This window comes from Colwellia sp. MB02u-9, from assembly GCF_014077085.1.
Lineage (GTDB): Bacteria > Pseudomonadota > Gammaproteobacteria > Enterobacterales > Alteromonadaceae > Cognaticolwellia.
Genome location: NZ_JACGVF010000096.1, coordinates 59,720 through 77,355, shown reverse-complemented (window position 1 = coordinate 77,355; position 17,636 = coordinate 59,720). Strand labels below are relative to the sequence as shown.

General features: G+C 40.6%; 14 protein-coding genes and 1 pseudogene. 5 read left to right on the top strand and 10 right to left on the bottom strand.

The features are described 5' to 3' along the window. Positions 1-144: 144 nt before the first annotated feature. Both H4J65_RS12740 and H4J65_RS12735 read left to right on the top strand, forming a co-directional pair. Positions 145-336 (top strand): DUF2892 domain-containing protein, encoded by a 192-nt coding sequence (locus H4J65_RS12740; RefSeq protein ID WP_182183738.1) that lies wholly within the window; start codon positions 145-147, stop codon positions 334-336. A gap of 552 nt (positions 337-888) precedes the next feature. Next, on the top strand, positions 889-1,188 hold the full coding sequence (locus H4J65_RS12735; RefSeq protein ID WP_182136011.1) for a peptidylprolyl isomerase: 300 nt from the start codon (positions 889-891) through the stop codon (positions 1,186-1,188). Positions 1,189-1,280: 92 nt separating this feature from the next. On the opposite strand, the gene msrQ is transcribed toward H4J65_RS12735, so the two are convergent. From msrQ to H4J65_RS12700, 7 genes are all read right to left on the bottom strand, one after another. Next, positions 1,281-1,925: a protein-methionine-sulfoxide reductase heme-binding subunit MsrQ gene (gene msrQ, locus H4J65_RS12730; RefSeq protein ID WP_310649939.1), complete on the bottom strand. Its 645-nt coding sequence runs from the start codon at positions 1,923-1,925 to the stop codon at positions 1,281-1,283. Further along, positions 1,925-2,932 (bottom strand): protein-methionine-sulfoxide reductase catalytic subunit MsrP, encoded by a 1,008-nt coding sequence (msrP, locus tag H4J65_RS12725; RefSeq protein WP_182136012.1) that lies wholly within the window; start codon positions 2,930-2,932, stop codon positions 1,925-1,927. The genes msrQ and msrP overlap by 1 nt, the downstream gene beginning before the upstream one ends. 129 nt (positions 2,933-3,061) lie before the next feature. Further along, positions 3,062-3,424 (bottom strand): glutaredoxin, encoded by a 363-nt coding sequence (locus H4J65_RS12720; protein WP_182136013.1) that lies wholly within the window; start codon positions 3,422-3,424, stop codon positions 3,062-3,064. Positions 3,425-3,479: 55 nt separating this feature from the next. After that, complete coding sequence (locus H4J65_RS12715; protein WP_182183736.1) at positions 3,480-4,031, bottom strand: DUF2058 domain-containing protein; 552 nt, start codon at positions 4,029-4,031, stop codon at positions 3,480-3,482. A gap of 182 nt (positions 4,032-4,213) precedes the next feature. Further along, positions 4,214-6,469 carry a xanthine dehydrogenase family protein molybdopterin-binding subunit gene (locus H4J65_RS12710; protein ID WP_182198426.1) on the bottom strand — a complete coding sequence of 752 codons (2,256 nt, stop codon included), beginning with the start codon at positions 6,467-6,469 and terminating at the stop codon, positions 4,214-4,216. Continuing rightward, a complete protein-coding gene (locus tag H4J65_RS12705) occupies positions 6,466-6,942 on the bottom strand; it encodes a (2Fe-2S)-binding protein (RefSeq protein ID WP_182136016.1) in 477 nt (158 codons plus the stop codon). The genes H4J65_RS12710 and H4J65_RS12705 overlap by 4 nt, the downstream gene beginning before the upstream one ends. Before the next feature lie 78 nt (positions 6,943-7,020). After that, positions 7,021-7,653 (bottom strand): NTP transferase domain-containing protein, encoded by a 633-nt coding sequence (locus H4J65_RS12700; RefSeq protein ID WP_182198425.1) that lies wholly within the window; start codon positions 7,651-7,653, stop codon positions 7,021-7,023. Between the two features lie 272 nt (positions 7,654-7,925). On the opposite strand from H4J65_RS12700, the gene H4J65_RS12695 reads away from it, so the two are divergent. The 3 genes and pseudogenes from H4J65_RS12695 to pheA all read left to right on the top strand — a co-directional run. Continuing rightward, positions 7,926-10,361 carry a penicillin acylase family protein gene (locus H4J65_RS12695; RefSeq protein WP_182198424.1) on the top strand — a complete coding sequence of 812 codons (2,436 nt, stop codon included), beginning with the start codon at positions 7,926-7,928 and terminating at the stop codon, positions 10,359-10,361. A gap of 53 nt (positions 10,362-10,414) precedes the next feature. Continuing rightward, a complete protein-coding gene (locus H4J65_RS12690) occupies positions 10,415-10,798 on the top strand; it encodes an MAPEG family protein (RefSeq protein WP_182183728.1) in 384 nt (127 codons plus the stop codon). Positions 10,799-11,179: 381 nt separating this feature from the next. Beyond that, a pseudogene (pheA, locus tag H4J65_RS12685) lies at positions 11,180-12,355 on the top strand (prephenate dehydratase); the annotation flags it as partial. A gap of 160 nt (positions 12,356-12,515) precedes the next feature. On the opposite strand, the gene H4J65_RS12680 reads toward pheA, so the two are convergent. The 3 genes from H4J65_RS12680 to H4J65_RS12670 form a co-directional block, all read right to left on the bottom strand. After that, on the bottom strand, positions 12,516-12,917 hold the full coding sequence (locus tag H4J65_RS12680; RefSeq protein WP_182198422.1) for a hypothetical protein: 402 nt from the start codon (positions 12,915-12,917) through the stop codon (positions 12,516-12,518). Between the two features lie 364 nt (positions 12,918-13,281). Then, entirely contained in the window at positions 13,282-16,383 is a 3,102-nt protein-coding gene (locus H4J65_RS12675) for an efflux RND transporter permease subunit (protein WP_182198421.1), read from the bottom strand. After that, positions 16,380-17,438: an efflux RND transporter periplasmic adaptor subunit gene (locus H4J65_RS12670; RefSeq protein WP_182198420.1), complete on the bottom strand. Its 1,059-nt coding sequence runs from the start codon at positions 17,436-17,438 to the stop codon at positions 16,380-16,382. Before H4J65_RS12670 ends, H4J65_RS12675 begins: the two co-directional genes overlap by 4 nt. Positions 17,439-17,636: the final 198 nt, after the last annotated feature.

Sequence of the window (17,636 nt, the reverse complement as noted above, 5' to 3'; positions counted from 1 at the left end):
CAACTTACGGATCAAAATTAATTTTAATTACCCTTGCTTTTTACATTAGCAAAACCTAATATAATTACATTAGACTTTACTAATGTACCTAATAAAGTATATATTCTGACTTTAACTTAAGCTTTAACTCAAAAGGATATTCTCATGACACTTAATGAAGCACTTCGTCTAGTTGCAGGTATTATGATTTTAATTTCACTTTATTTAGCCGTAACCTATTCACAAAATTGGTTATGGTTTACCGCTTTTATTGGCCTTAATTTATTACAATCATCATTCACAAAGTGGTGTTTAATGATGACTTTTTTAAAAAAAATGGGCTTAAAAGATACTTAATAAGGTGAGCAACACCAAAGAGTGTCATATGCAGCAAGCTTTAATCCACTCACTATTATAATTAATGACTTGAGTTATTATAATAACTTGAATGACATAAATTATTAGCTGAAATGAAATATCACCCCAGGTGTTATAAGCACTATCAATACTATTTTACTCAGGTTTTATTAAGCATAATTTAAAATAAAAATAGTCATAATTAGCTCAAATACAGAAACAATCACTGGCTATGTAGACCAATACCCAGATAATTTAATACTCCACGTCCCAAGGGTTTCGCTAAGGCGAAATTTGCTACGCAAAACGGGGTATCTTTAGATAGTTAGGTTATCTTCCTTTTTGCACCGCAAGTGGCGGGGAATAAAAACCAACTAAGATTTAATCTATGAAGTTGATAATCAATTACATTATCAAGAGATATACGCTCAATTTATCAGGTTATTTAGTTTGTCGGTTATACCCCCCTTACCTTAAGTAATATAATTTATCTTTTTGGCTATTCTATTCTCAAAAAAAATACGTTAAAGTCCACCGATAATTTTTAAAGTAATGAATAAGAGAGACACAATGTCAAAAGCATCAGCACGTCATATATTGGTAGATACTGAAGAGCAATGTCTAACATTAAAGCAACAAATAGTCGCCGGTGAAGATTTTACGGCCATCGCACAAGCGCATTCAAACTGTCCTTCTAAAGCGCAAGGTGGAGCATTAGGCTCTTTCGGTCGCGGCCAAATGGTGCCAGAGTTTGATGAAGTTGTATTTACAGCGCCATTGAATGAAGTACAAGGGCCTGTTAAGACTCAATTTGGTTATCACTTGCTTGAAGTTACTGCTCGAGACGACTAAGACCAAAGGATTTAATACCCTTAGGTATCGCATCTAAAATAGAAAACGAAGGCGAAGGCGAATGCCTTCGTTTTTTTTGACTAAAAAACCAATCACGATGACTTAAACCAGCGCTTAATTTTGTCTTTGCGTAAAATTAATAGCAATACGGCCATAATAAAATATATCATGGGTTCAACAATGTCAGATTTTACTGACCAAAAAAAGTGTAGTGCAATCAGTAATACCGCGAGATAAACCCCGTTGTGTAACTTTTGCCACTTTGTACCCATTTTGCGCCTTAGTGCGGTTATTGAAGTGATTGCTAAAGAAAAAAGTATCATTAACGCTGCCATACCGACAGTAATGTAAGGTCTGTCAATAATCTCGTCAAAAAATAGCACAAGATCAAATTGCACTTCAAAAGCTAAAAAATTCAGTAAATGAAACATCGCATAGGTAAAGCTATACAAACCCAGTAATCGCCTTATTTGTAATAAATAGCCTTGGCGATATTTTTTCGCAACCGGTGTTACCAGCAGAGAAATCAGTAATAAATTAAAGGCGCCCATACCGGTAAAGTGAATAACCTCTTCTACAGGGTCTGCACCCAACTGCTCGGTAAAGGCTAAAAAATACAGGACAAATAAGGGTAAAAAAGCCAGCAAGTGAATCGCAATTTTAAGTAACATCACTCTATTGCGTAAAAATACGGCTTTGAAAGCCTCTTTACTCACCCCAGTTGCCCTAGTTTGCACTAATAGTGCTTCCTTAAATCCATATTTTTATACAAGTGAGCAACCTCCTCACCATAGCCATTGAATGGTAAGGTCGCAATACGATTACGGGCAAATAAGCCGCCAGTGGTTATACGTCTCTCACTTGCCTGACTCCAACGCGGATGATCTACAGCTGGATTAACATTGGCATAAAAACCGTATTCTCTATCAGCGAGTATATTCCAGGTTGTGGGTGGTTTATGTTCAACTAATTTTATACCAACAATGGATTTAATACTTTTAAAACCATACTTCCACGGCACAACTAATCGTATAGGCGCACCATTTTGCGCGGGTAGGGTTTTACCGTATAAACCTACGCTCATAAACGTTAGCGGATTCATAGCTTCATCAATACGTAAACCTTCTACGTAGGGGTATTGTACACCTCCGCCCATTCGACTTTTTTGTCCTGGCATCTGCTCTGGATCATATAAAGTTTCAAAGGCGACATATTTTGCTCGTGAATTAGGTGCTGCTTTTTTAATTAACTCTGCTAAGCCAAAACCTACCCATGGAATAACCATTGACCATGCTTCAACACAGCGTAAACGATAGATACGTTCTTCTAAGGGAAAGTGTTTAAATAAATCATCGTAACCTAAGGTATAAGGTTTATCGACTTCACCAGAAATGCTGAGTTGCCAAGGGTTAACCTTAAATCCTTGCGCATTTTCAACGGGATCGCTCTTACCCGTACCAAATTCATAAAAATTATTATGGCTGGAAATTTTAGCTTCAGGGGTGAGTATTTGTAAAGATTCGCCTGCTGGCGCAAACTTTAAGGCTTGACGCTTAAACACCTCGGCTTCTTTACTACTGAAAAAGTCTAGTGCGCCAGCATTCGTGCTGGCAGATTGTGCTAATAAACTACCCGCACCTAGGTAACCAAGCTTCTTTAACAGCTCACGTCGACCATAATAAACTGACTCGTCTGTTACTTGCTGCTCGGACAGTTGATGGTTTTTTTTCGTGTTAATTAACATTTTCACCTCTGATCGATCTAGTTATAGCCATCTGATTAACTTGCAATATACAGACCCATAAAGAGGTGAAAAAATTCTTAATAAAAGCTCAATATTTAATTAAAAGTCATGTTTAATTAAATATAGTGCTTAACGAGAAAACTTCTCTAAATAGTTAATAATCTCACCTGATTCATACATCCAAGTAATTGATTGATCTGCATTGATAATTTTTAAACAAGGTACGGTTCTTTTACCACCTTCTCGGATCAACTCTTCACGGTATTGCTCATGCTGGTTTATATTGCGTAATTCAATATTTAAGCCTAATCGCTTCATAGCGCGACGGGTTTTCACACAAAATGGACAAGCAGGTAATTGATACAAGCTTAAATGTGCCGTACTAGCATCCACTTCTTTTTGTAGTTGTGGCGAGCGTTTTGGCGCACTGGGAGAAAATATAAAATTTAATAACAAAATTAAACGGCCAATCGGCCAACGAATTAAAAACATAGTAGGGTTTGTGCTCACTGTTAAGTAAATAAACTAAAAGAATGACATGATTTTATTACCACATCATATCATCAGGAATTTGAAATTCTGCGTAAGGGTCATCTTCAGCAATAACTTCATCAGCCACCTTGGTGTTTTGCACCAAAATAACTGCTTTATCTAAACTCGCTACTTTTTCTGCCGTTTCGGTGGTAACGATATAAGTTGTATCATTGACGCCACATAAGGCTAAACGGCCATTAACTAAGGCTTTATGGGTGACAGCATCAACAAATAACTTCTTAATTTTACTATTAAAAGTGTAATTATATTCTGCTTCGCCTTTAACATTGCTCACTTGATGATGTTGCAAAATTTGTAAAATTCTCTGCTGTTGCTCTTTTGCTGCTAAGGTTTGTTTTCTTTCATTATTCAAGGCGATATCATGGGCTAGCTTGTCTTTTTTCGCCAGCTCAAGCTCTTGTTTAACTTGCTCTTGTAAACTAGTGTCAACCTTGACGCCACTGCGCTTTTGTTTGCCTGTTTTGCGTTTATCACTATTTGCTTGTCGTGCTTTTTGCTTGGTGGTTAAACCTGCTTTAAGCAACTGGTCTTGTAATGAAGCCATCTATTTTCCTATGGTAGAATACCAATTGAATATCGATTTTTACTATTTTATCAGTTCGTTTACCATTTTACAGCATTCAATAAAAAAGCAGCATAATTTGCTGCTTTTTTCTGATTAATTTACCAAATTAGATTGGCCGCTAGCACAGCCTAAAACCGCTGCAGCTAGCTAACCATCCGTATTTACACTATACCATATTTTTTTAATGGCAATTCTCGATAACGCTTACCTGTGGCATTAAAAATAGCATTACAAATAGCTGGGGCAATAGGCGGAACACCCGGTTCACCGACACCGCCTGGAGGCGCGTCACTGTCAATTATTTCTACATGCGTTGTTGGAGTATCTGCAATTCGAGCCACTTGATAACTGTCAAAATTATTTTGCTCAATGACCCCATCTTTCGCGGTTAGTTCACTAAAAAAGGTTAATGATAAAGCAAAAATAGCCGCACCTTCCATTTGCGAGCGAATGCGTTCAGGGTTTACCGCTAAACCACAATCTACCGCCATCCAAACGTCATTAACTTTAATTTTCCCGTCACTGTTTTCTGATACTTCAACAATACAAGCCACATAACTAACGAAGCTTCGATGCATAGCAATGCCTAAACCATGGCCTTTAGGTAGCTTTCTGCCCCACTTTGCCATGGTACTGGCTTTTTCTATTACGGCTTTCATACGTGCAGTGTCAACAGGGAATTTCTCTAGTGTTTCACCATAATTCCCGTATTTAGCCTGCTCATTCGAGAAGTCAATTTTACGATCTGCGCCCAGCATGGCGATTAAGTTGTCTTTGCTGTCCAAACCTTTTGCTTGGGCCAGCTCATCAACAAATGAACTTACTGCAAAAACATGGTTGATATTAGTGACTGAGCGCATCCAGCCGATACGAGTGTGGGCTGGCGCTTTGCCGGCAGCACAACTGACATTAGCAATATCATAGGGCATATCAATTAAGCCTAAATCAGCTTCTGAGCCAATTAAGTCTTCACCTTGGCTGAACGTTGAGCCAATAGGCGGCTCTGCCACATGATGTTGCCACGCGGTAACCGTGCCATTTTCATCAATACCGGCCGCAAGCTTTTGATAACTAACCGCATGATAATAACCATTTTGAATTTCATCTTCGCGAGTCCACATCACTTTAATGGGCACATTTAACTGTTTAGAGAGTATCGCGGCTTCAACAATAAAGTCGGGCTTAGATTTTCGGCCAAAGCCACCCCCTAACAAAGTGACATTAATATTGACATTTTCTGGCGCAACACCGGTAATTTGTGCCACGGTACTTTGCGCTGACTGCGGTGTTTGAGTACAAGCCCAAATATCAAAAATACCGTCATGAAAATGTGCGGCAGCGGCTGGTGGCTCCATAGGGACATGAATTAATTCCGGCACATAATAAGATGCTGTTATCACTTGTTTAGCTGCAATTAATGCTTTGCCTACATCACCTTTACTGCGCAACACTTTGCTTGGGTTATCACAACTGTTTGCTAATGCTTGTTTATAGTCATCGCTGTTGTAACTTTGATGCGCACTTTCATGCCATTGCATTGCTAATGCTTCCCGACCTTTCATTGCCGCCCAAGTATTTTTAGCAATAACAGCAACGCCCCCTAAAGGTTTAAATACCGCGGGCTCTTCTAAATCAGGTAGTTGCACTACATCAATAACACCCACAATGGCCTTTGCCGAAGCGCTATTAAATGATTTAACCTTTGCCCCAAGTACCGGTGGTCGAGCAATAACAGCATATTGCATCTGGTCTAATTCAACATCAAAACCGTAAGTAGTAGCACCTATTGCGATTTTTTCACCGTCAACTAAAGCCACATCCGATTTGCCAATAAGATTAAAATCTTTCTTATCTTTTAATATTAAGGCCGATTGTGCAGGCAAGGCTAGCGTGCTTGCTATGGCAACTAAGCTGCCAAAAGATAATGTTCGACCCGTTTCTTTATGGACAATAGTGCTATTTAGCGCTGCGGTTTCACTCACATCAACTTGCCATTGCTTGGCTGCCGCCTGTTGCAGCATCATACGTGCCGCTGCGCCAGCTTCTCGCAGGGGTTGATAAAAACGTCTTACCGAGCGTGAGCCATCAGTATTTTGGCTACCATATTTTTTATCACCTAAACCTTGTACAACGGTTATTTGTTGCCAATCAGCGCCGAGTTCGTCGGCGACAATCATCGGAATGCTGGTTCTGATCCCTTGACCCATTTCTGACCTATGCACGACAATACTGACTATATTGTCGCTACCTATTTGAACATAAACATTGGGTGAAAATTTATCAGCGGCTATAACACCTGCCAAGGCTTTTGGCATAGTCAGCATGGACGGTAATTGCACCCCAAGCACCAAAGCCGTAGAACTGATACCGAGTGTTTTTAAGAAGCCGCGACGGCTAACATTTTCAATATGTTTCATGATCCGCTTCCTTTTACTTCAGTGCCCAAGTCAGCGGCAAGGTGAATCGCTTGTTTGATGCGTTGATAAGTACCACAACGACAAATATTACCACTCATGGCGAGTTCAATATCTTCATCGTTTGGTGTAGGTTTGCGGTCTAACAATGCCACCGCTGACATCATCTGTCCTGACTGACAATAACCACACTGTGCCACATTTAATGCTTGCCACGCTTGTTGAACCGGGTGTTCTCCATGCTCAGAAAGTCCTTCAATAGTGGTGATTTTTTGCTGCGCAATAGCCGACACTGGCATAACACATGAGCGAACAGGTTGGCCATCAACATGGACAGTACAAGCGCCACATAAGCCTTTACCACAACCATACTTGGTACCGGTATATTTTAAAATATCTCTTAATGCCCACAACAAGGGCATATCGCCATCATCATTAAATTGATGTTCTTTACCATTGACCGTTAAGGTGATCATACAATCATTTCCTTTAAGTTTGTTGAACCTTGCTTTGGTTAGTCTTGCTTTGATTAAGCCTAGCCTTAGCTAGTAATGTTATGCATTAATGCCAAGCTTTTTAACCATGTATTTTAATTGCTCTGGTGTATCTATATCAATAAACGCATGCGCGAGTGGTACTTTTAATAATTTATCTTGGTATTGCGCTAGCAAAGGTTTTGCCCCTTGCTGACCTGTTAACTGGGTTAATTCAGTAAAATAGTCTTGAGAAAATATCACCGGCGGACCAATGTTTTCTTTTTCGTTTGACGCAACTGCCCTTAAGTCTTGTGCAACAACAATAGCATGAGGATTAGCTTGCCAATAACCTTGATGACGAATCAAATCAGCTGAGGTTAGCTGCCATTGGTCAACTAATACGATCATAACCGCTTTTATATTAGCAGCTAGTCCTGCAACACCAACAGCAATCGATGACGCCATGCCGTCTGAGAACTTGCTATTAATAATAGTCTTGATGGGGAGATGGTCAATACGCGCTTGAATTTGGCTGGCATTAAAACCTAAAACGCAATAGACCTGACTTGTCACCTTTAAAGCTTGCGCTAATTGCCATTCAACTAAGCTTTGTTCGTGGATATTAATTAATTGCTTCATCTGACCTAAACGAGACGACTGCCCTGCTGCCAACACTATGATGGCAAAATTATTATTTGCGCAACTCGTCATTTTAATTTCATCTCTACCATCATCTTAAGCCTTTTGTTGGCAAACCATCTTAATACCCATACATCTGAATACCAATAGCATGAGTGTAACATCAAATAAAATCAGCAAGGCAATTTCAGCCAAGCATCGGATTTTATCCAATGTATATATGTGATGAGTGTATATGTAAGTGTAATCTATAGTTAGGATGAATTTATCGAATCATCAAGATTCAAACTTCATTTGTTTTAAGGTACTCTACGCTATCGAAATTGTTTACTTTGCTAAGCCTAATGAAACATTTAAAAAATACGCTGATCGGCATACTATTTATTCTCTTCTTAGTTATCGCGACGTTGAGTACTTGGATATACAGTCAAATCGACAGTGCCTTACCACAATTAGACGGTAAGCAAACACTTTATGGCTTATCTGCCAGCACTATTGTAGAGCGAGACTCGCAAGGTATTGTCACCATCAAAGCAGATAATCGCTTAGACATCGCCATCGCCACAGGCTTTGTTCATGCTCAAGAACGCTTTTTTCAAATGGATTTATTACGCCGAAATTCAGCTGGCGAACTTGCTAGCCTATTTGGTGACGCCGCAATAGCCTATGACAGTGACATTCGCCGCCATCGTTTTCGTGAACGCGCTACTAACATAGTGTCACAATTATCAACCGCAGATTTAGACCTACTAAAAGCCTACACCCGCGGGGTAAATCAGGGCTTAAAATACCTTAAAGCGCCACCATTTGAATATTTACTACTACGCCAAGCCCCCGTCGAATGGCAAGAAGAAGATACCATTTTAACCGTACTCAGTATGTATATCGACTTACAGTATCAAGACGGAAAGCGCGAACGAACCCTAGGCTTAATGCATTCGCTCTTAAGCTCTGAAGTGTATGCATTTCTTAACCCTAAAGGCAGTCGTTGGGATGCTGCCATAGATGGCACTGAGTTTCCTGCATCGCCATTACCAAAAGCAGCTTGGCCTTCTGCCTCAAGTGAAGGTATGGCGGCTTTGCTAAAGCATCAAGCGCTAGACCAGACCATATCTGACAGTATTCCCGCACCACTGGCCAGAGAAAAATCAACTTTAAATGAAGAGTTCCCAGGTTCAAATAATTGGGCTATTGCCGGTAATATCAGTTCAACCGGCAGCGCTATGGTTGCCAACGATATGCATTTGGGCATTCGGGTACCAAACACTTGGTTTAGAGCCTCTTTTGAATATCAAAGTGTCGATAATACGGCCGTAAAAGTCACTGGCGCAACATTACCTGGCACACCCAACATTATTATTGGCAGCAACGGTCATATTGCTTGGGGCTTTACCAACAGTTATGGCGACTGGAGCGATGTGATCATTCTTGAAACCAATGCCGATAAAAGCCAATACTTAACGCCCGATGGCTACCAAAACTTTATCAAACGTAAACAAATTATCGCAGTAAAAGATCAAGAAGCGGTCGACATCACGGTAACTGATACCATTTGGGGACCTGTGATCGGTGAAAATGCTCAAGGCGATTTACTTGCCTATCGTTGGATTGCTCACGACAAAGCCGCGGTTAACATGGCTATTGTTGAATTTGAAACCGCTACCAATGTAGAGCAGGCCTTTGCTATTGCGGCTCGTGCCGGCTTACCCGCACAAAACTTAATGGTGGGTGATAAACAAGGTAATATTGGCTGGACCATCATGGGGCCGATCCCACAACGCAGCGCAAAGTTTGGTGAAACACCGACATCTTGGGCCAATGGCGAAAATAAATGGTTAGGACTTTTACCCGCTGAGGCGTATCCCAAAGTCATCAACCCAGATAATTCGCGCTTATGGACAGCAAATTCACGGGTTATTGGTGGCGATATGTTGAACAAAGTCGGTAATGGCGGCTATGCCATCGGTGCGCGGTCTTCACAAATAAAACAAAACCTCGAGGCTAAAGCTTCGTTTGATGAACAAGCCTTACTCGATATTGCCCTTGATAACCGGGCTAAATTTTTATTACGTTGGCAAAGATTTATCTTGTCTGATGTACTCACTGACGCCATGTTGGCTAAGCATCATGACTGGTATAAAGTGAAGAAAATTATCGACGTTGAACATTTGTCAGCAAGCACAGATTCTGTTTCCTATCGCCTGATCAGAAATTTTCGCTTAGCCGTCAGAGAGCAGGTGTTTGAAATTTTCAATGAAAATATGACCAAGCTTGATAAAAGTTACAGTTTTCATAGCATACGTCACCAAATAGAAACGCCATTATGGCAGTTAATCAATCAGCAGCCCGAGAACTTTCTCTGGCGTAGTCATGAAAGTTGGTCGGCCTTGTTTGAAGCCAGCCTTGAGACAACACTCAGTCAAATGACCGAATCAAGTACACTGGCGAACGCCACTTGGGGTAAACAAAATATCAGCAAAATTCAGCACCCCTTAAGTCGTGCTGTGCCATTTATTGGCCAATGGCTTGATATGCCTGAAGTAGAATTACCCGGTGATAGCTACATGCCAAGAGTACAAGGACAATCATTTGGTGCCTCGCAGCGCATGGTGGTTTCTCCTGGACACGAAGAAAGTGGCATTTTTCATATGCCCACCAGTCAATCAGGTCATCCTTGGAGTCCATATTATGGTTTAGGACATGAGCGTTGGATAAAAGGTCAAGCCTCTAGCTTTTTACCCGGCCCAAGCAAGTACACACTGACTTTACTCAGTTACTAGTGAAGCGAAGCGAAGCAAAGTAACCCAAACTATCAACATACCAAGGAACAATAATGACCACCTTAATTATTTGTTTATTTATCGCCACCCTATTACCTTTTATTGCCAAAATTCCGGTAGCTATTGCCATGCATAACATGGGCGGTTACAACAACAATCACCCTCGTGCTCAACAAGCTAAGCTAACCGGCTTTGGCGCTAGAGCTTTCGCTGCACATCAAAATGCCTTTGAATCCTTGCTTATCTTCGCCCCCGCCGTTTTGTTAGCCATCGCGACACAAAACACCGGCGTTTTTATCGAGCAACTCGCTATTACCCATATTGTTGCCAGAGTGCTTTACAATATTGCCTATTTAATGAATATCGGCGTCATACGTTCATTAATATGGGGTGTTGGCATCATGAGTTCTTTCACTATTATCTATCAATGTATTTAACTGACAGATAACTGTGATTAGCTATCACGTTTAAGTTATTAGACCTCAGTGATTAGACATCAGTTATTAGCGGTGTCTTGGTCAAAATTCTTGCTGATAAGCCTTTTTTATCCCTTTAAATAAAAATTGGCATAAAGAAACGGTTGTACTCTGGTGTGATGGTGGCTAAAGTAAAGCTATGCAAATGACAAAACTAGCCTTTTTCTTTAACACTTTCTTTCTCTCAGTTCTCTGAGCGCGCTTTAGGTTTTGGCATTCACTAAAAACCTCCTAATGGAGGTTTTTTAGTTTTAGTGGTCGCAACAAGTAACAGTAATAAATAACTCGCAGAATATGATAATAAAAGCGAATAAACTCATAACTACCTATTAGGAAAACGCGGTGAACGAAGCATTAGATTTAAATAAAATACGTGAAAAAATTACCCAACTCGATCAGCAACTACTGGCATTATTTGCTGAACGCCGCGCCCTTACTTTAAATGTTGCGAAAAGCAAAGCTCATCTCATTCGTCCAGTAAGAGACCAACAGCGCGAACAAGAGTTACTGATCCGCTTGATCACCCAAGGTAAAAAACTAGGCTTAGATGCGCATTACGTGACCAGTGTCTTTCAAACCATTATTGAAGATTCCGTGCTTAATCAGCAGGCTTACCTGCAAACCTTAGCCAATCCAAATATACAAGAGCCGTCAGTTAGTGTCGCTTTTCTTGGTGATAAAGGTTCTTACAGTTACTTAGCAAGCCATCGTTATTTTTCTCGCCGTGCAGCAAAAATTATTGAAAGCGGTTGCCAGAGTTTTGCTGAGATTATGCAGCAAGTTGAATCTGGCTCGGTTGACTATGGCATGTTGCCAATAGAAAACACCAGTTCAGGCAGCATTAATGAAGTTTATGACGTACTGCAACATACCAACTTGTCGATTGTTGGCGAAATAACTCAACCTATTGAGCACTGCCTACTGACCGCCGTAAATACCAAACTTAATAAAATCAAAACCATTTATGCCCATGGTCAGCCATTTGCGCAATGTAGTAACTTTTTAGATAAACAAAGTGATATTCGCATTGAATACTGTGAGAGTACGGCTGATGCCATGGCTAAAGTCTATCAATTGCAAGACGACAGTGTTGCGGTTATTGGTAGCGAAGAAGGCGGTAACTTGTACCAACTTCAGGCGTTGGAAAAACAGATAGCCAACCAAATTGAAAACCATAGTCGCTTCATTTTAGTGGCGCGTAAACCTATTGAGGTTGCAGAGCAAATTCCAGCAAAAACCACCTTAATTATTGCCACTGGCCAAAAGCCTGGTGCATTAGTCGAGTGCCTACTTGTACTGAAAAACAAAGGCATTAATATGTGCAAACTTGAGTCTCGCCCAATTCAAGGGCGACCTTGGGAAGAAATGTTTTATGTCGATGTAGAAGCCAATTTGAAGCACTTAGCTTTACAAGAGGCGATTAGTCAAATCACTGAACAAACAAATTTCATTAAAATTCTAGGTTGTTACCCTATCGAACACATTAGCCCAACCAGTGTCCCAAGTAGCGCACTCATATAAGCGCTAATGCTTAACATAATCAAGGGCAGATAAACTGCCCTTGATTAATACATCTACTTTATAAATGCCTAGTTCTAAATACTTAGTTCTAAATGCCTAGTTCTAAATGCTTGCCTCTCAATGCTTATCACACTCTACCGCTTAATCTCAGTTCAGTTTAAACAACTCGTAGTTTGCGATTTTTTAGCCGAAAAATAATAGCACTAAACACTAAGATAAATAATATTGGCATAGCGGCGAACATAAGGGCTGAAAACATAAACTGCCCCATCAACAAGGTTAAGCTAATAAAGCACATTGTTGGTAATAATAGCCAAAAAGTGTGTTCACTGGCACATAATTTAAAACCTTTATGCATAAAAAACAGTAACAATATACTGACGATACTTGCGGTAATAGCCGTCACTGCACCAGGGTAATAATCAAGCATAAAATCAGTATGAGGGTGAAGTATGCTGGGTACTGGCGCCCAATTACCGATTTGAACCAACCAAATTAATGAACCCGCAATTAGGCAACCAAAATTAAAAGACCAAAGTTTTTTATTAACCTTAAACATCAATATTTCCCAAATTTATTATTATTATTTTCCCTATTTATATCCCAAGTATAGTTTTTAATCAAGACGTCTGGTTTTTATACAAAAAATAGTCAGCAGCAATTTAGCCTCAGTGTTTGGTTGATTAAGTTTAATCTGCTTTAAATGTAGAAAAGTCCCTATAACATTACTGCTATAGAGACTTTTTCGACTGGCACTATTGAGTAGCAATTGAAATAAATAATCGATCGTTTAAGATAGCTTAAACAGGCAAGCACTATATTTCTTACCATCACAATAGCCAGTGATTGCTTAATCAAGCGCCTGACTCTTGACTATTTGTCTTTACTTATCATGGCTCACTGCTTTAATTCAACTGGTATAACTACATTTTCTCTATAGCGGCTTGAGCTTGCTGGTGCTCAATTTCTTTAGTGATCACTTGTGGTGAGCCGGTATTGCGGCACAGCCAATAATAAGCCCCAGGTACAACAAATAAAGTAAAAATACTGGCCAATGATACACCCGCGAAGATCACCACGCCGATCACCATTCTACTTTCAGCGCCAGGCCCCACCGCGAGCACTAATGGGATAGCACTGGTGACTGTGGTGAATGTAGTCATCACAATAGGTCTTAAGCGTTGCGTGGCAGCCGTGATCAATGCTTCTTCAAAGGCGATGCCTTTATCACGTAACTGATTGGCAAATTCAACAATTAAAATACCATTTTTTGCCGCCAAACCAATTAACATCACAATACCAATTTGACTGTATATATTCAGACTCATTCCCATCAGTTTCAGGCCGGCTAAAGCGCCAACTAAAGCTAATGGCACAGTTAACATAATCACAAAAGGATGAATGAAGCTCTCAAATTGGGCTGACAATACTAGGTAGGTTATCACTAAGGCCAAAACAAAAATAAAGGCGATAGAGTTACCTGATTCTTGTAATAATTGCGACTGGCCTTTGTAGGCCACTTGCGCTTGTTCAGGCAAATGTTCAGCAACCGCGGTATTTAAAAACGCTAAGGCATCACCCAAGGCATAGCCTGTGGCTAAGTTAGCACTAATAGTGACACTGCGCAGGCGATTGAAACGATTGAGTTGCGACGATGTGGCACTCTCTTCTATTGTGATCAAGTTCGACAGAGGCACCAATTGATTACTGACCGTGGAGCGAACAAAAATATTATCAATGTCTTTAGGGTTTGAAAAATCATTTTTCTCGCCTTTAACCACCACATAATACTCTTCACCGCGCTCAACAAAGTTAGTCACGCGGCGTTGACCCAACATAGTTTCAAGGGTGCGGCCAATATCACCCACAGACACGCCTAAGTCGAAAGCTCTGTTGTGATTAATATTAACCAGCAATTGTGGATAGGTTTCTTTGTAGTCACTATCAATACTGTGCAGGTTGGGGTTTTCTTGCGCTTTAGCAATAATAATATCACGCCACTTTGCTAACTCTTCATAGGTGTTACCTTGCAGAACAAACTCAACCGGTGATGAAGACCCGCCGCCACTTAAGCCTCGGCGCATCATAGCAAACGCTCTAACATCGGTTACTTTAGCGAGTTCACCATTTATTTTATTAATAAATTCGAAGGTATCTGTAATGCGATCTTTCCAAGCGGGCATACCCACAATGGCAATACCACCCGAACCACCAAAACCTGGCACACGTACAAGCACTCGGTCAAGCTCGCCACTTTGTTGATGCACGAGTAATGCTTCTTCTATTTGCTGCATATTTTTAACGTTATTTTCATAACTTGCCCCTTCTGCACCACTCATCATGACGAAGAAGTTTCCGCGATCTTCTTTTGGTGTGTACTCTGAAGGTAATTGATTAAATAAACTGTAGACCGCAAATAGTGACAAAATAATCACAATACATATCATCAGGGGTTGATGGATACTGGCTTTTAACGAACGCCCATAAGCCGCTTCAAACTTAGCAAAACCTCGATCCAACTTTTGACCAAACGATGAGCTACGTTCCTTATGTTTTAACATTTTTGAACACATCATTGGTGTTAACGATAATGCCGTTAAGCTAGAAAAAATAACCGCTGCCGCAATCGCAATCGCAAACTCGGTGAATAATCGTCCGACATTACCTGATAAAAAGATTAATGGCACAAACACCGCAACTAGCACTAAGGTGGTCGCAATAACCGCAAACGCTACTTCTCGCCCGCCTTCGTATGCCGCGAGCAACGGGGTTTGCCCGCGCTCAATACGGCGGTAAATATTTTCCAGTACCACAATGGCATCATCAACAACCAAACCAATCGCTAGCACCATGGCCAGTAGGGTCAATAAGTTTATTGAAAAACCAAACCACGATAGCACCATCATGGAACCAATTAGCGCCACAGGTACGGTAACAGCGGGAATAAGTGTTGCTCTCACGTTACCCAAAAATAAAAATATAACCAATACCACCATGATCATGGCAATAGCTAGTGTGCTATACACTTCGTCAATTGAGCCTTGAATAAACACTGATGAATCATAGCTGTTGGTGATCGTGGTACCTATTGGCAAGCCACCACGAATCGACATCATCTCTTTTCGCGCCGCTTTAACTACTTCGAGGGTATTGGCTTTTGACTGTTTAATAATGCCCAAACCCACCATGTTTTTGCCATTACCACGAAACATGTTTTCTTCATCTTCCGCCGCTAAATCAATTTTAGCCACATCACCCAGATAGACCAATGATTTATCATCATTACGCGCCACTACCATAGTGGCAAAGTCATCTTCGGTTAGATAACTGCGTTCAACACGAATCGAAAAATCTCGGTCGATTGATTCCACTTCTCCCGCCGGTAATTCAACATTTTCAGCGCGCAGGGTTTGTTCTATGTCATTAACAGTGATGCCTCTAGCGGCCATTGCTTTTCGGTTTAACACTACATTCATCGCATAGGTTCTACCGCCACCAACTTGCACGCGTGCTACACCATCAACCACAGAAAACCTGTCAACAATATAACGTTCGGCGTAATCAGTTAGCTGTAATGTGCTCATTACCTCGCTTTGTAAAACAAACCAAACAATGGCACTTTCATCATCATTTGCCTTAGATACCTCAGGCGGTTCAGCTTGTTCTGGTAGGTTGTTTAACGCGCGCGAAATTCTGTCACGCACATCATTTGTCGCGGCGTCAATATCACGGTCTAGTTCAAATTCAATTGAAATATTAGAACGGCCCACTCGGCTAGAAGAGTTGATGGATTTAACCCCTTCAATGCCGCTAATTCTATCTTCCAGTATTTGCGTGATTTTACTTTCGACAATGGCAGCAGACGCACCAGGATAAGAGGTATTAATACTCACTACCGGCGGGTCGATATCAGGATACTCTCGAAGGGGTAAGGTTAAAAAAGCGACAATACCAAAGGTGATCAAGAGTAAATTGATTACTGTGGCAAAGACAGGGCGCTTAACTGACAGGTCAGATAAAATCACGATTTATTCCCTATGGTATTGACACTAGTACCATCACGTAATTTTAAGGCGCCTTCGACAACCACTTCTGTGCCCACTTCTAGACCACCAATAACCTCAACAAAACCACGGTAGCGACGACCAATATTTAACGATTTCTTAATGGCTTTACCCGCTTCAACAACAAAAACAAAATGCTGGTCTTCAATCGGAATAATGGCACTTTCAGGTATCTGTAATATTTGCTCAACTTTGCGTACCACATGCAAATTTAACAACATGCCCGCACGTAACTGATTATCAGCATTGTTAATTTTTGCACGTACTTTTAAGGTTCGTGTGACACTGTCGATGCGAGAGTCTATCGAGGTGACTTTGCCAACAAATACTTTGTCTTTATAAGCTATATTGTTCGCTTCTATGCGCTGACCAATCGCTACGGTAGTTAAGTAACGCTCTGGAATTGAAAAATCAACTTTAATAATACTCAGATCATCTAAACTGGTGATCACATCGCCAACATTAATTAACGCACCGAGACTAATTTCGCGAAAGCCTAAGATGCCTGAAAATGGCGCTGTAATAGTAAGTTCCGCTAGCTTTATTCTGGCACTGAGTAGTTGTGCTGAAATGGCCTTAGTTTTTGCTTCTTGTTGATCAACCAGCGACTTAGCGGTGGCTTTTTGTTTGTACAAATCTTGAAAACGATTGAGTTGCGCGACAGACTCGGCAAGATTAGCCTGAAGTTCTTCGACTTTAGCCGCTTCCTCTTGGCTATTTAGCCGTACTAAAATGTCATCTTTTTTAACCGTTTCGCCATCTTGAAATAGAACCTCAGCAACAACATCTGAATATTTACTGGTAATGTACACCTGCTCATTCGCTCGTGTCGTACCAATGGCCTCGACGGAATCATTAAAATCAACGAGATCGATTTTAGCCGTTTTTACTGCGACAACACGTTGATACTTTTCGTTGTTGGAGGTCTTTTCAGGCCATTGTAAATAAACAACTAAGGCAATTAACATTCCAACCAGTAATAACAAAGGTAAGCGACGACCAATGGCAGTAGACATAAACAAAACTCTCTAAAATTGAGTAAATTACAGTAACATTATTATAACTTAGATACTGACAGCTCTGGAGACAACTTAGCCTAGGATTTAAGGCTTTGGTCGCAAATTAGAAAAAATATTTAACTTTGTACTTATTAAGATATAATTTAATAAGACATAAACCAAATGAAGTATAGCGAGTATGCGCGATACTTCATT